The organism is Oceanibium sediminis (assembly GCF_003265325.1).
Lineage (GTDB): Bacteria > Pseudomonadota > Alphaproteobacteria > Rhodobacterales > Rhodobacteraceae > Halovulum > Halovulum sediminis.
Window position 1 is genome coordinate 219,278 of the sequence record NZ_QGNX01000006.1, and the last position, 14,695, is coordinate 233,972.

Genomic DNA, 14,695 nt, shown 5'->3' on the forward strand with positions numbered 1-14,695 from the left:
AGGCTTCCCGCCAGCGCAATGACGCTGCGACGGGGCATTCACGCAGGCAGGGGCCGAAACCAGGGGGGATCGGGGCTATGATCATGCGGATCTTTCAAGTCGTGGCGCGGCCCGGGAAAGAGCGCGCGTTCGCCGCGTTCTTTCACGAAACGGCCATCCCGCTGATGAAATCCACCGACGGCATCGTCTCGCTGCTGCCGGGCGCGGCGCGGCCCGAAAGCCCGCGCGAATTCAGCTTCGTCATGGTCTGGAAGGACCTCGAGTCCCTGAAAGCCTTCGTCGGCGAGGACTATGAAAGCCCCCACATCGCCCCCGAAGAGGCGGAGTTGGTCGAGAGCAGGACGATCAAGCACTACGACCTCGTCTCCACCTGACGGACCTGCGGAAAGGAAGCACAGAATGTTCGATCTGGACACGTTCATCGAGGATTGCCGCACGGCGGTCGACCGGGACCCGACGCATAAATCGGTCGCGGAAATCGTCAGGCGCGCCATGTCCGACCCGGACGCGGTGCTCCGCGCGCTCGGGGAGCCCGAGGAACCCGGCATCCGCCCGCTCTACCAGTCCAGCACCCTGACGATCATCAACCTCGCCTGGAAGCCCAGCACCACGATCCCGCCGCACAACCACGACATGTGGGCGGTCATCGGCATCTACGGCGGTCGCGAGGACAACATCTTCTGGCGGCGGATCAAGGACCATCCCGACGGGCTGATCGAGGCGGCGGGCGCGCAGGCGCTGAGCACCGGGGATGTCTGCCCGATGGGGCCGGACATCATCCATTCGGTGACCAACCCGATCCCGCGCCTGACCGGCGCGCTGCACGTCTATGGCGGGGACTTCTTCGAAGCCGAGCGCAGCGAGTGGGAGCCGGGCGGCCTGACCGAACAGAAGCTCGACATGGACATCGTGCGCGCGCGGTTTTCCAACTGACACCTTAGGCGCGGCCGGGAATCAGGCCTCAGCCCCCAAGGGCCCCGCCGTCCCCGTCCGGCGGCGGGGCGAGCGAGCCGCGCAGGCAAAGCCGCGTCTGAAGCTCGATACTGGCGTCGGCGGCGCCCCCGTCCAGCTGGGCCACCAGCACCCGGGCGGCGCGCCGCCCCATTTCGCGGTGCGGCACATGCACGGTGGTCAGTTGCGGCTCGACCAGGGTGGCCAGTTCCAGGTCGTCGAATCCCGTGATCGAGATATCGCCCGGCACCCGCAGCCCCATTTGCGTGGCCTGCCGCAGCGCGCCGGCGGCCAGAACGTCGTTGCCGCACATCACCACGGTCGGGCGCGGCTCTCGGGTCATCAGGGTGGCGAAGGCCTCCGCCCCGGTTTCGATGCCGTAGGGGGCCTCGACGATATCCAGCGTGGCGGGGTCGAGGCCCGCCTCCTCCATCGCGTCGCAGATGCCGACGATCCGGTTGCGCGCCCTGTCGTTCGCCGCCCTCGGGGCCGAGATGGCGGCGATCCGGCGGTGGCCCATGGCGATGACCTCGCGCGCGAGGCCCGTCATCGCGGACTGGTTGTCAAAGCCGATCGACATCTGCGGCTGGTCCGGATCGTAGACCCAGGCCACCAGCGCCGGGATGCCCTGACGCTCAAGGAAGCGGTAGTTCACCGGGTCACGGTGGTGCCCGATCAGCAGCAACGCCTCTGCCCCGCGGGACACGAGGTGGCGGATCTGGCCTTCCTCCACATCCTCGCGGTAGGACGAGCTGGCGATCAGCAGCGTGAAGCCGTGATCCGCCAGTTCCTCCTGGAAGGCCTGGATGCCGCGGGCGAAGATCGCGTTCTCCATCGTGGGAATGATCGCGCCGATGGTGTGCGAGCGCCCCGAAACCAGCGCGCGCGCCCGGAAATTCGGCGAGTAACCAAGATCCGTGACCGCCGCCATAACCTTGCGCCGCGTCTCCTCGCCCACCAGGGCGGGCGTGTTCAGGCAACGCGACACCGTCGCCGTGGAAACATTCGCAACACGGGCAACGTCCTGAAGCGTCGGGGCTGTCTGCACCATGAGATGTTCCGTTCCTTCAGAAATTCCGCATCCGACCGACATCCACACTGGCCGGGTCAAGTCAACGATATCTCGCGGCCGGTCGCGCGGATTTTTCGCGCTCGGCTTAATGTAAGCGCTTGCATTGAGGACTGCAAGCGCTTACACTGCAAGAATACCGCCCGTCCGAGGCGGATAAAGGGGGAGAAGCTATCATGAATATGGCAATATCCGTGGCCCTGTTCTGCGTGTTCGTCGCGAACGTCTCCATGGGGGCATTCGGCGGCGGATCGTTTCTCGGCGATGTGCCGGAAATGCTTCTGATGGCCACCTCGGCCTTGTTCTTCGTCGCCGGAATCCTGGTGCGGGAAGCCAAGGCAAAAAACAACAATAACGACTGATCCACACCTGGGAGGAACACTTTGACAAACGAACTCAAATCCTTAGCACGCCGGAATTTCCTGAAGCTGACCAGCACCGGGGCCTTCACCACGGCCATGGTCGCGGGCGCCGCCGGGACGCTCTGGTCGACCGAGGCCGTCGCGCAGACCGCCAAGGAAGAGCAGGACCGCCAGGCCGCGGCCGAGCACACGATGACCATCGCCACCGCCTATGTCCTGGGCGCGACGCGCAGTTATCCGATCATGCAGCTGGACCTGAAGGAAAACATCCAGAACGCCACCAACGGCAAGGTCTACGTGAAACTTGCGCCCGGCGGTCAGCTTGGCGCCGGCGGCGCGCTGGTCCAGAAGGTCCAGAGCGGCACGATCCAGGTTGCACAGCACTCGCTGTCCAACTTCGCGGCCTTCGCGCCCGCGGCGGACCTGATCAACATGCCGTATTTCTGCGGCTCGAACCAGCGCTTCACCAACCTGGTCCACTCCGACGCCTGGAAGGCCGAGGTCGAGACGAAGGTCGAAGAAAAGGGCTTCAAGCCGCTGTTCTACGTCGTGATCGACCCGCGCGTCGTCGCGGTCCGCAAGGGCGGCGCTGGCGCGGTGATCACGCCCGGCGACCTGGCCGGTGTGAAGTTCCGGGTTCCCGGCTCGCAGATGCTTCAGCAATACTACCGGATGGTCGGCGCGAACCCGACGCCGGTGGCCTGGGGCGAAACCCCCTCCGCGATCAAGCAGGGCGTCGCCGACGCGCTTGACCCGTCCGTGGGCGCGCTGTTCGTCTTCGGCTTCAAGGACATCCTGAGCCATGTGACCTTCACCCAGGCGGTGCCGGACAGCCAGGTGTACTCGTGCAACCTGGAATGGTTCGAATCCATGCCTGCCGACGTGCAGGACGGGATCATGGTCGCCTCGGAAATCACCGGGCACCAGAACCTCGCCAAGGTGCCCTCGGCGCGGAACTACGCCATGGCCGAGCTGCGCAAGTCCGGCGTCGAATTCCACACCCTCAGCGACGATCAGCTGGCCGAGTGGAAAGAGGCGGGCGGCTACCAGCGCAGCGAGTGGGACAGCTTCAAGACAGAGCTGGCCGGGTCCATGGACGTCTTCGCCAAGCTCGAGGAAGCGGCGGGCACGATGGGCAAGTACTACGTCCACGACGCATGATCTCACCAGGCTGCCGACGGAAACGCCGGCAGCCTTTTTTCAACGCCTGTGATCCCTCTCTCGTCTGATGCCCTTGCGGCGTCAGCGGACGGATCCGTTGTGAAAGGGGGCACCCGATGGATCGGTTTCTTTCAGCTCTCAACAGGAACGCGGAACGCTGGGCGCTTCTGTTCTTCTACGTGCTGCTGGTCGGCACGATGTTTGTCGAAGTCGTCCGGCGCGAGGTTTTCGCCTATTCGTCGATCTGGGGCGAAGAGATCGTGCGCTACTCTTTCATCTACCTCGCCTGGATCGGCGCCGCCTCGGCGGTGCGCGAGCGGGCGCATATCCGCATCGACGTGTTGATGCACTACCTGTCCACGCGCGCCAAGGCCCTGCTGTATATCCTGGGGGACCTGGTGATGCTGGCGGTCGCGGTAATCGCGGTCTACTGGTCGTTTGAAACCGTCATGGTGTCCTGGGAATTCGGCTCTGTCAGCCACGGGCTTCGCGTGTCGATGGTCTGGTTCCTGCTGGCCGTGCCGGTCGGCTTTTCGCTCATGATTTTTCGTCTCATCCAGTCGCTTCTGCGGGACTTCAAGGACTTCGCGTCCGGTCGCCCCGTGTACGAAGGCGACAAGCTGTTTGACTGAGGTTCGCCATGCTCTTTCCAAGTCTTGAAGAACAAACCGTCATACTGGGATGGGACTTCTACATCCCCGTCCTGATCTTCATCCTGTTCTGCGCGCTGGCGATCCCGATCTGGGCCGCCATCGGCTCGGCCGCGATTGCCATGCTGCTGCTGTCGGGCGCGCTGCCGCTGTCGCTGGTGGGCGAGTCGCTGTTCGACGGCATCGATGCCTTCGCGCTGACCGCCGTGCCGCTGTTCATCCTGACCGGCGACGTGCTGGTGCGCACCGGGCTCAGTCGAAAGTTCCTGAACGTGGCCGAGGCGCTGACCTGCTGGACCAAGGGCGGCTTCGGCTCAGCCACGGTGCTGGTCTGTGGCATGTTCTCGGCCATCTCGGGCTCGGACGCGGCGGGGGCCGCGGCGGTGGGGCGGATGACCATCGACCGGCTGGTCGAGTCGGGCTACCCGCGCCCCTATGCCTGTGCGCTGGTCGCCTCGGGGGCCTGTACCGGCGTGCTGATCCCGCCCTCCATCGCCTATATCATCATCGGGCTCGTGCTCGGGATTTCCGCCTCGACGCTGTTCATCGCGGCGCTGATCCCGGGGATCGCGATCCTGGTGTCAATCCTTGTCACCAACCTGATCGTCAACCGCATCTACGCCTACGAGGGCGGCGAGGCGATGAGCATGGGCGAGTGGGCCTCCAACCTGGGGCGCACCGTCGCCGACGGCTGGTACGCGTTCCTCGTGCCGGGGATCATCTTCTACGGCATCTTCTCGGGCAGGCTGACCCCGACGGAGGCGGGCGCGACCGCCGTGATCGTCACGATCATACTGGGCTTCATCCTGCGCACGCTGAAGTTTTCCGACTTCCCCGCGATGCTGATCAGCTCTGCCAAGGTGAACGGGGTCATCCTGCCGATCATCGCCTTTTCCCTGCCGCTAGCGCAGGCGCTGGCGATCCTGGGCGTACCGCAGGGCTTCGTCGCCTCGGTCTCGGCGCTGACGGAGAATCCCTACATCCTGACGCTGCTGATGGTCGGCATCCTGATCGCGGCGGGCTGCGTGATGGAAACGACACCCAACATCGTGATCCTGGCGCCGATCCTGAAGCCGCTGGCCGACAGCATCGGAATGCATGAGATTCAGTTCTGCATCATGATGATCACGGCCCTTGGCGTGGGCTTCATCACGCCGCCGCTGGGACTGAACCTGTTCGTGGTGTCCGGCATCACGGGCGAGTCGGTCCTGCGGATCGCCTCTCGGGTGGGGCCGTTCGTCTTCTTCATGCTCGTGGTGACCCTGATGATCGCCTACATCCCGGCGATCTCGCTCACGATGCTTCCTGAAAACCTAAGGTAAGGTACTGACATGAAACGAGAGTATCTCAAGAAAGCGACGCTGACCTCGCAATCGGGCGCAAGCGACGTGCATGACACCGTGCAAACAATCCTCGACACGATTGAGGCCGGCGGAGACGCCGCCGCGATGGAGTACGCGGCAAAGTTCGACAAGTACGACGGCCCCGTCCTGCTGAGCGCCGAGGATATCGCCGCCGCCTCGGCCAAGGTGCCCCAGAAGCTGAAGGACGACATCGCCTTCGCCCATGACAACGTGCGCCGCTTTGCCGAAGCGCAGAAGGAAACCATGCACGATGTCGAGCTGGAGATCGTGCCCGGCCTGGTCGCCGGGCAGAAGGCGATCCCCTGCCAGGCGGCGGGCTGCTACATCCCCGGCGGGCGCTACAGCCATATCGCCAGCGCGATCATGACCGTGACGACCGCCTCCGTGGCGGGCTGCAAGCACATCGTGGCCTGCTCGCCGCCCCGCCCGGGCGAGGGGATCGCGCCGGCGATCATCCACACCGCGAACCTGTGCGGCGCGACGCAGATCCTGTCCATGGGCGGCGTTCAGGGCGTGGCCGCGATGACCTTCGGGCTGTTCGGCCTGCCGAAGGCCGACATCCTTGTCGGCCCCGGCAACCAGTTCGTGGCCGAAGCCAAGCGCATCCTGTTCGGGCGCGTGGGCATCGACATGATCGCGGGCCCGACCGACAGCCTGATCCTGGCGGATGAGACCGCCGATCCCTTCATTGTCGCCACTGACCTGGTCGGCCAGGCAGAGCATGGCTACAACTCGCCCGTCTGGCTGGTCACCGACAACCGCCCGCTGGCCGAAAAGGTGATGGAACTGGTCCCCGGCCTGATCGCGGACCTGCCCGAGCTGAACCGCAAGAACGCCGAGGCCGCCTGGCGCGACTATGCCGAGGTGATCGTCTGCGCCAACCGCGAGGATATGGCAGCGACCTCGGACGAATATGCTCCCGAGCATCTGACCGTACAGGCGAAAGACCTGGATTGGTGGCTGAACCGCCTGCAATGCTACGGCTCGCTCTTCCTGGGCGAGGAAACCACCGTTGCCTTCGGCGACAAGGCGTCCGGCACCAACCACGTGCTGCCCACCTCGCAATCCGCGAAATACACCGGCGGGCTTTCGGTGCACAAATACATGAAGATCGTCACCTGGCAGCGCGCCACGCGCGACGGGGCGAAGCCGGTCGCGGAAGCCACCGCGCGGATTTCCCGCCTCGAGGGAATGGAGGGGCACGCCCGCACCGCGGATGCGCGCCTGCACAAGTACTTCCCCGACGAAACCTTCGACCTGTCGGGAGTCGAGTAAGACTATGGGCGATCTGTTCGACGTTTCCGGGCGGATCGCCTGTGTGACCGGCGCCAGCAGCGGGCTGGGGCAGGCAGCCGCCACCCTTCTGGCGGCCAACGGGGCGAAGGTCGTCGGCATCGCCCGCCGCGCGGACCGCCTGTCGGAATGGCAGGCGGAAGCGGGCGGGCAGACCGCCACAGTGGTCGCCGACCTTGGCGACCGCGCAGCGCTGGCGCAGATCGCGCGGGACGCGGCGGACCCCTTCGGGCCGCCCGATATCCTGATCAATGCGGCGGGTCTGAACACCCGCCAGCACGCCGATGCCGTCACCCCCGATGATTGGGACCGCACGATGGACCTGAACCTGTCCGCGCCCTTCTTCCTCGCGCAGGCGCTGGTGCCGGGCATGCGGGCCAAGGGCTGGGGGCGGATCGTCAACTTCGCCTCTCTCCAGTCCCGCCGCGCCTTTGCGAACGGCATCAGCTACGGCGCGTCCAAGGGCGGCGTCGAGCAATTGACCCGCGCCATGGCCGAGGCGTGGTCGGCGCACGGCATCACCGCCAACGCCGTCGCGCCGGGCTTCTTCCGCACCGAGCTGACCGGACCCGTCTTTGCGAACCCCGAACTTGCAAAGCGCAACGCCGATCAGACCTGCATCGGGCGCAACGGCGAGCCGAGCGACATGAACGGCCCGCTGATGTTTTTCTGCAGCCCCGCCTCGGACTATGTCACAGGCCAGGTGCTTTTCGTCGACGGGGGGTTCACCGCGAAGTGACGCTTGCCGGGGACGCCCCCGGCAGCCCCATTCTTTCCAGCCCAAGGAGCTGCCATGTACAGGAAAATCATCGTTTCGCTCTCGCTCGAACATGGGATTGGCGAAAAGGCCATCGAGGTCGCGCGCAGGTTGGTGACCAAGGATGGCACCATCATCGGCGTTCATGTCTATGAACCGATGCCGGGATCTGCCAGCGCCTATGTCTCAAAAGAGGCGGTGGCGAGGGCCTACAACAGCATGAAACAGGCGCTCGAAGATCGCGTCGCGCCCTGGCCGGACGTCGAAGGCGTCATGCTGAAAGGCCATTCGGGCCGCGCAATCGTGGATTACGCGGAAGAAGTCGGGGCCGATTGCATCATCGTCGGCTCGCACAAGCCGGGGATGCGGGACATCTTCCTCGGCTCGACGGCGGCGCGGATCGTGCGCCACGCCCAGTGCTCGGTGCATGTGCTGCGTTGAACGCCCGGCCCGATCACGGCTTTGATCCCGCGCGGAGGATCGGCTAGACAGGCGGCAAAGAAAGACCTGACCGCCCACTATGACGCCGATCCTCTATTCCTTCCGCCGCTGCCCCTATGCCATCCGCGCGCGGCTGGCGCTGTCCGTCTCGCGCCAGGCGGTCGAGCTGCGCGAGGTGGTGCTGCGCGACAAGCCGCAGGCGTTCCTCGACACCTCGCCCAGCGCGACCGTCCCCTGCCTGAGGACCGGCGAGGGGGTGATCGACGAAAGCCTCGACATCATGCTCTGGGCGCTTGGGCGCAATGACCCCGAGCAGTGGCTTGCGATGCCCGCCGAGGGGCACGACTGGATCGCGCGCGCCGACGGGCCGTTCAAAAGCGCGCTGGACAGGACGAAATACGCCAGCCGTTACCCGGACGCGGACCCCGATGCCGCCCGGGCCGAGGCCGCCGCCTTCCTGTCCGACCTTGACCGGCAGATCGAGGGGTGGATCTTCCCCCGCCCCACGCTGGCGGATTTCGCGATCCTGCCCTTCGTGCGCCAGTTCGCCTTCATAGACAAGGACTGGTTCGACGTCCAGCCCTGGCCCAACGTGCAGGCCTGGCTCGAGGCGTTCCTCGAATCGGCGCGCTTTCTCAGCGTGATGACGAAATACCCGGCATGGGTGGAGGGCGACGCCCCCTGCCCCTTTCCCTGACAAGGGCCCCTTTGCACAGGAAACGATCATATCGGCGGTGCAACACGGGTGCCGGGCATTCATTTCTTGACCAACTGATCAAATCCAATGCACCTTCATCGGGAACCACGCAGGGGGACACCGACATGAAGATTTCCACACCGCCTCTCAAGCTGAGCCGCCGCGGCTTCCTTGGCACGGCCGCAACCGCAGCACTTCTGGCCGGGCCGCTCGGGCGGACCCGCGCCATCGCGCAGGAGCCGATCAAGGTCGCCGGGATCTACACCGTGCCCGTGGAACAGCAGTGGGTCAGCCGCATCCACAAGGCCGCGCTGATCGCACAGGAGCGGGGCGATATCGTCTACGACTTCTCGGAAAACGTGTCCAACACCGACTATGCCCGCGTGATGCGCGAGTATGCCGAAGCCGGCAACCAGTTGATCGTCGGGGAAGTCTTCGGCGCGGAAGCCGAGGCGCGCGAGGTGGCGGCCGAGTACCCGGATGTCGCCTTCCTCATGGGCTCCAGCTTCAAGGAAGATCCGGCACTGCCGAATTTCGCGGTGTTCGACAACTACATCCAGGACGGCTCATACCTGTCGGGCATCATCGCCGGCGCGATGACCGAGAACGGCAACATCGGCATGGTCGGCGGCTTCCCGATCCCCGAAGTGAACCGCCTGATGCACGCCTTCATGGCCGGGGCGCGGGAAATGAACCCGGACATCACCTTCCAGGTCAGCTTCATCGGCAGCTGGTTCGATCCGCCCAAGGCGAAGGAAACCGCCTTCGCGATGATCGAGAACGGCGCCGACATCCTTTACGCCGAACGCTTTGGCGTTTCGGACGCGGCGAAGGAAAAGGGCATCCTCGCCATCGGCAACGTGATCGACACACAGGCCGAGTATCCCGACACGGTCGTCGCCTCCGCGCTCTGGCACTTCGAGCCGACGCTCGATGCGGCGATCACGGCGGTACAGAACGGCAACTTCACCGCGGCCGACTACGGCGTCTATTCCTTCATGAAGGAAGGCGGCACCTCGCTCGCCCCCTTGGGCACCTTCGAGGGCAAGATCCCGCAGGAGGCGCTGGACATGGTCCAGCAACGCGCGAACGAGATCATGTCGGGCGACTTCACGGTCGAGATCAACGACGAAGAACCGAAATCGTCCTGACCCATGGGCGCGGGAACGGACGTTGTCCTGCGCCTCGACGCCATTACCAAACGCTTCGGCGGGCTGGTCGCGAACGACGCGATCAGCCTGTCCTTGCGCAAGGGTGAGGTGATCGCCCTCCTGGGCGAGAACGGCGCGGGCAAGACGACTTTGATGAACATCCTCTTCGGCCAGTACACCGCTGACAGCGGCTCTGTCGCGGTGATGGGTCAGACCTTGCCCCCGGGCAATTCCCGCGCCGCGCTGGAAGCGGGGGTGGGCATGGTGCACCAGCATTTCACCCTTGCCGACAACATGAGCGTGCAGGAAAACATCACGCTCGGCGTCGATCCGCTGCTGGCCCCGGGCCTGAACCGGGCGGCGGCACGCAAGCGGATCCTGGACCTGGCGGAGCGGTTCCACCTTGCGGTCCACCCCGACGCGCGGGTCGGCAGCCTGAGCGTGGGCGAGCGTCAGCGCGTGGAAATCCTGAAGGCGCTGTATCGCGACATGAAGGTGCTGATCCTGGACGAGCCGACCGCCGTTCTGACCCCGCAGGAAACCGACGACCTGTTCGCCACCCTGCGCCAGGCGGTGGCCAGCGGGCTGTCGATCATCTTCATCTCGCACAAGCTGCACGAGGTGATGGCCATCGCCCACCGCGTCGTGGTGCTGCGCCACGGGCGGCTGGTGGGCGAGGTGGCGACCGAGGATACCGACAAATCCGCGCTTTCGGCCATGATGATGGGGGGCGCCGAGGCCCGCGCCCCCGAGGTGTCGCGCACAGAACCGGGGCGCGCCCTGATGGAGTTGCGCGGCGTCTCGACCCCCAATATCGGCAACGCGCCGGGCCTGAAGGACGTGACGCTTTCGCTGCGCGCGGGCCAGATTCTAGGCCTGGCGGGCGTGTCCGGCAACGGCCAGGCCGCCCTGGCCGAGGTGGTGGGCGGGCAGCGCAAACCAGGCTCAGGCACACTTGTGCTGAACGATGCGCCCCCAACCGCCTGGACCCCGCGCGACGCGGTCAGGCGCGGCATCGCGCGCATCCCCGAGGACCGGCACAAGACCGGCACGATTTCCGACTTCGACCTGACTGAGAACGCCATTCTGGAGCGTTACAAGGGCACGCCCTTCAGCAGCCACGGCTGGCTCAACTGGCGCGCGGCGCGGAGGTTTGCGGACGAGATCATCCAGAAGTATGACGTGCGCTGTCCGGGGGCGGATACCCGCATCCGCCTGCTGTCGGGGGGCAACATGCAGAAACTGATCCTTGGCCGCGTGCTGGAGGCGGCGCCGCAGATCATCCTGGCCAACCAGCCGGTCCGGGGCCTGGACATCGGCGCGGTGAACTACGTCCATTCCCAGCTGCTCGCGGCGCGGGATCGCGGTGCGGCGGTGCTTCTGATTTCCGAGGATCTGGACGAGATTACGCGCCTGTCGGACGTGATCCACGTCATCTCGGAAGGGCGGCTGTCACCGGGGTTCGCGCGGGGGCAGAAATCCCCGGCGGAGCTTGGGATCTGGATGGCCGGACAGGGCTTCGCCGATGCGTCTTGAACCGATCGAAAATCCGGGCATCGCGCGCCGCCTCGGCCCGCCCGCGCTGGCGCTAGGCGCGACCGTGGTCATCGCCTCGCTGCTGGCGATGGTGGCGGGGGCGAACCCGTTTTCCGTGCTTGGGCTGATCCTGAAGGGGGCGTTCGGCTCGCAATTCGCGATCCTGGAAACGCTGAACCGGGCCACGCCGCTGATCTTCACCGGGCTGGCAGTGGCCGTCGCCTTCCGCGCGAAGTTCTGGAACATCGGGGCCGAGGCGCAGCTTTACGGCGGCGCACTGGTCACCGTGGTTTTCGGCACCGGGATGCTCGCCCTGCCCGCCTATTCGATGCTGCCGCTTCTGGCGCTGCTTGCAGTGATCGCCGGGGCGCTGTTGCTGCTGGTCCCGGCCATCCTCAAGGTGCGCTTCGGCGTGGACGAGGTGGTCACGACGCTGCTGTTCAACTTCATCTTCCTGCTGTTCATCTCCATGCTGCTGGAGGGCCCGCTGAAGGATCCGATGGGCATGGGCTGGCCGAAGTCCGCCCGCGTCCTGCCAGAGGCGCGCCTGCCCCGCATCGTCGAGGGGTTGCGCCTGCACTGGGGCTTTGCGCTGGCGCTGATCGCGGCGCTCTGCGTCTGGGTGATCCAGACCCGAACCACCCTCGGCTATGAAATGCGCGCCGTGGGCTTGAACCGCGAGGCGGCGGCTTTCGCCGGCATCCCGGTCAACCGGGTGTTGTTGCAGACCGCGCTTCTGTCGGGCGGGTTGGCGGCGCTGGCGGGCTTCTCCGAAGTCTCGGGGTTGAAGGGCAGCCTGACGCTCGATCTGAGCCCGGGCTATGGCTACACCGGGATCATCGTGGCGATGCTGGCGCTGCTCAATCCGCTCGGCGTCGTCATCTCGGCGCTGTTCGTCGCGGGCATCTTCGTTGGCGCGGACAGCATGAGCCGCGCGGCCGGTGTGCCGACCTACCTGGCGGACATCATGCTGGCGACAGCGCTGCTTTTGATGGTGCTGGCGATCCTGCTGACACGCTTCCGCGTGGTAAGGGGGTAGACGGTGGAAATCCTTGAAATCCTTTTCACCGCCAGCTTCTGGGCCGCCGCGATCCGCATCGCGACGCCGCTGATCCTTGGTACCTTGGGTGAGCTGATCTGCGAGCGAGCCGGTGTGCTGAACCTCGGGATCGAGGGGATCATGGTCGCCGGGGCCTTCGCGGGCTGGATGGCGGTCTATTCCGGGACCGGCCTGTGGATGGGCGTGGCCGTCGCCATGGGGGTGGGCATGCTGTTCGGCCTGCTGCATTCGATCCTGACGGTGCCCTTCGGGCTGAGCCAGCATGTCGTCGGCCTTGGGGTCACGCTGCTGGCCACCTCCTCCACCTACTACGCTTATCGTCTGGCCCTGCCCGAGGTGACGAGCCCGCCCAAGATCACGGCGTTCCAGCCCTATGAGATCCCGGTCCTGTCGGACCTGCCCCTCGTTGGCCCGGCGCTGTTCTCGCAAACACCGTTCACCTACCTCGCCTTCGTGCTGGTGCTGGCCGTCAGCCTGATCCTGTTCCGCACGCCCCTTGGCCTCGCGGTGCGCGCCGCGGGTGAAAACCCCGCCGCCGTCGCCGCGCAGGGGCTTTCGGTCACGGCGATCCGCATGGGCGCGGTGATCGTGGGCTCCGGCTTCATGGCGATGGGCGGCGCGTTCCTGACCATGTCCGCCTTTGACAGCTTCTTCTTCGAGATGGTCAACGGGCGCGGCTGGATCTGCATCGCGCTGGTCGTATTCGGCTCGTGGATGCCGGGCAAGGCGCTGTTGGGCGCGGTGCTGTTCGCGGCCTTCGACGCCCTGCAGATCCGCGTACAGCAAACCGAATTCGGGGCGGATATCCCCTACCAGATCTTCCTGATGATGCCCTATATCCTGTCCATCCTGGCGCTGATCCTGATGTCGCGCCGCGCCCAGGTGCCCGCCGCCCTGATGGTCCCGTTCAATAAAGGAGAGCGTTGATGTTCGATCTGATCGTGAAGGGCGGCACCCTGCCCGACGGGCGGCAAGCCGACATCGGCATCAAGGGCGCAACAATCACCGCGATCGAGGACCTTGGCACGGCCGAGGCTGGTGATGTGATCGACGCCGCCGGCGACCTGGTCAGCCCGCCCTTCGTGGACCCGCATTTCCACATGGACGCGACCCTGTCCTACGGCAAGCCGCGCATCAACGCCTCGGGCACGCTTTTGGAAGGCATCGGCCTGTGGGGCGAGCTGAAGCAGGTCATGACCCAGGACGAAGTGGTCGCCCGCGCGCTGGATTATTGCGACTGGGCCGCCAGCCTGGGCCTGCTGGCGATCCGCAGCCACGTGGACACCTGTGACGACCGGCTTCTGGGGGTCGAGGCGCTGCTGCATGTGCGGGACAAGGTGAAGGACTACATCGACCTGCAACTGGTCGCCTTCCCCCAGGACGGCTTCTACCGCGACCCCACCGCGCGGGCGAACACGCTGCGCGCGCTGGACATGGGCGTGGACGTGGTCGGTGGCATCCCCCATTTCGAGCGGACGATGGAAGACGGCGCCGCCTCGGTGCGCGAACTTTGCGAGATCGCGGCCGAGCGTGGCCTGCCCGTGGACCTGCATTGCGACGAGACGGACGATCCGAACTCCCGCCATATCGAAACATTGGCATATGAGACGCAGCGCCTTGGTCTTCAGGGCCGGGTGGCGGGGTCGCATCTGACCTCGATGCATTCGATGGACAACTACTATGTCTCGAAACTCCTGCCCCTGATCGCGGAGGCAGAGATCAACGCCATTCCCAACCCACTGATTAACATCACCCTGCAAGGGCGGCATGACACTTATCCAAAGCGGCGCGGCCTGACCCGCGTGAAGGAAATGCTGGCCATGGGTATCAACGTCGGCTGGGGGCAGGATTGCGTGCTGGACCCCTGGTACAGCCTTGGCACCGGCGACATGCTGGATGTGGCCTTCATGGGGCTGCATGTCGCGCAAATGACCAGCCCAGAAGAGATGAAGACCTGTTTCGACATGGTGACGACGCATAACGCCAAGACCATGGGGCTGAGTAATTACGGGCTGAAGGTGGGGGCGAAAGCCTCGCTCGTCGTGCTGGACGCGGGCCACCCGATCGAAGCGGTGCGCAGCCGCGCAAACCGCCTGGCGGTGATCGCAAAGGGAAAGGTCATCACCCGCTCAGCCCGCGCGGACGCGGCGCTGAACCTGCCCGGACGCCCCGATAAGGTGGTGCGGCGTCACCGCGCCTGACA

At 65.6% G+C, this 14,695-nt stretch carries 16 protein-coding genes; 15 read left to right on the forward strand and 1 reads right to left on the reverse strand.

The window, feature by feature from the left end:
* Positions 1 to 77 precede the first annotated feature (77 nt).
* Both DJ029_RS16425 and DJ029_RS16430 read left to right on the forward strand, forming a co-directional pair.
* Positions 78 to 374 carry an antibiotic biosynthesis monooxygenase family protein gene (locus DJ029_RS16425; protein WP_112323581.1) on the forward strand — a complete coding sequence of 99 codons (297 nt, stop codon included), beginning with the start codon at positions 78 to 80 and terminating at the stop codon, positions 372 to 374.
* A gap of 25 nt (positions 375 to 399) precedes the next feature.
* Positions 400 to 933: a cysteine dioxygenase family protein gene (locus DJ029_RS16430; protein WP_112323582.1), complete on the forward strand. Its 534-nt coding sequence runs from the start codon at positions 400 to 402 to the stop codon at positions 931 to 933.
* Positions 934 to 961: 28 nt separating this feature from the next.
* Here DJ029_RS16430 and DJ029_RS16435 read toward each other — a convergent pair whose 3' ends face one another.
* A complete protein-coding gene (locus DJ029_RS16435) occupies positions 962 to 2,002 on the reverse strand; it encodes a LacI family DNA-binding transcriptional regulator (protein ID WP_112323583.1) in 1,041 nt (346 codons plus the stop codon).
* Positions 2,003 to 2,196: 194 nt separating this feature from the next.
* Between DJ029_RS16435 and DJ029_RS16440 the strand changes: the two genes are divergently transcribed.
* The 13 genes from DJ029_RS16440 (at position 2,197) to DJ029_RS16500 (ending at position 14,693) form a co-directional block, all read left to right on the forward strand.
* Positions 2,197 to 2,382 (forward strand): hypothetical protein, encoded by a 186-nt coding sequence (locus tag DJ029_RS16440; RefSeq protein ID WP_112323584.1) that lies wholly within the window; start codon positions 2,197 to 2,199, stop codon positions 2,380 to 2,382.
* 21 nt (positions 2,383 to 2,403) lie between these two features.
* On the forward strand, positions 2,404 to 3,543 hold the full coding sequence (locus tag DJ029_RS16445) for a TRAP transporter substrate-binding protein (protein ID WP_112323585.1): 1,140 nt from the start codon (positions 2,404 to 2,406) through the stop codon (positions 3,541 to 3,543).
* 116 nt (positions 3,544 to 3,659) lie between these two features.
* Complete coding sequence (locus DJ029_RS16450) at positions 3,660 to 4,175, forward strand: TRAP transporter small permease (protein WP_112323586.1); 516 nt, start codon at positions 3,660 to 3,662, stop codon at positions 4,173 to 4,175.
* Positions 4,176 to 4,183: 8 nt separating this feature from the next.
* On the forward strand, positions 4,184 to 5,515 hold the full coding sequence (locus DJ029_RS16455; protein ID WP_112323587.1) for a TRAP transporter large permease: 1,332 nt from the start codon (positions 4,184 to 4,186) through the stop codon (positions 5,513 to 5,515).
* A 9-nt stretch (positions 5,516 to 5,524) separates the two neighbouring features.
* A complete protein-coding gene (hisD, locus tag DJ029_RS16460; protein ID WP_112323588.1) occupies positions 5,525 to 6,832 on the forward strand; it encodes a histidinol dehydrogenase in 1,308 nt (435 codons plus the stop codon).
* Positions 6,833 to 6,836: 4 nt separating this feature from the next.
* Positions 6,837 to 7,589 (forward strand): SDR family NAD(P)-dependent oxidoreductase, encoded by a 753-nt coding sequence (locus DJ029_RS16465; protein ID WP_112323589.1) that lies wholly within the window; start codon positions 6,837 to 6,839, stop codon positions 7,587 to 7,589.
* 54 nt (positions 7,590 to 7,643) lie between these two features.
* Complete coding sequence (locus DJ029_RS16470) at positions 7,644 to 8,048, forward strand: universal stress protein (protein ID WP_112323590.1); 405 nt, start codon at positions 7,644 to 7,646, stop codon at positions 8,046 to 8,048.
* Positions 8,049 to 8,127: 79 nt separating this feature from the next.
* Positions 8,128 to 8,745, forward strand: a complete 618-nt coding sequence (locus tag DJ029_RS16475; protein WP_112323591.1) for a glutathione S-transferase — start codon at positions 8,128 to 8,130, stop codon at positions 8,743 to 8,745.
* Positions 8,746 to 8,870: 125 nt separating this feature from the next.
* Positions 8,871 to 9,896: a BMP family protein gene (locus DJ029_RS16480; RefSeq protein WP_112323592.1), complete on the forward strand. Its 1,026-nt coding sequence runs from the start codon at positions 8,871 to 8,873 to the stop codon at positions 9,894 to 9,896.
* A 3-nt stretch (positions 9,897 to 9,899) separates the two neighbouring features.
* A complete protein-coding gene (locus tag DJ029_RS16485) occupies positions 9,900 to 11,432 on the forward strand; it encodes an ABC transporter ATP-binding protein (RefSeq protein WP_112323593.1) in 1,533 nt (510 codons plus the stop codon).
* Entirely contained in the window at positions 11,422 to 12,471 is a 1,050-nt protein-coding gene (locus tag DJ029_RS16490) for an ABC transporter permease (RefSeq protein ID WP_112323594.1), read from the forward strand. Before DJ029_RS16485 ends, DJ029_RS16490 begins: the two co-directional genes overlap by 11 nt.
* A gap of 3 nt (positions 12,472 to 12,474) precedes the next feature.
* Positions 12,475 to 13,419 (forward strand): ABC transporter permease, encoded by a 945-nt coding sequence (locus DJ029_RS16495; protein ID WP_112323595.1) that lies wholly within the window; start codon positions 12,475 to 12,477, stop codon positions 13,417 to 13,419.
* The gene (locus DJ029_RS16500; RefSeq protein ID WP_112323596.1) at positions 13,419 to 14,693 is read left to right on the forward strand and encodes an amidohydrolase family protein; all 1,275 of its coding nucleotides are present in this window, start codon (positions 13,419 to 13,421) and stop codon (positions 14,691 to 14,693) included. Before DJ029_RS16495 ends, DJ029_RS16500 begins: the two co-directional genes overlap by 1 nt.
* Positions 14,694 to 14,695 lie beyond the last annotated feature (2 nt).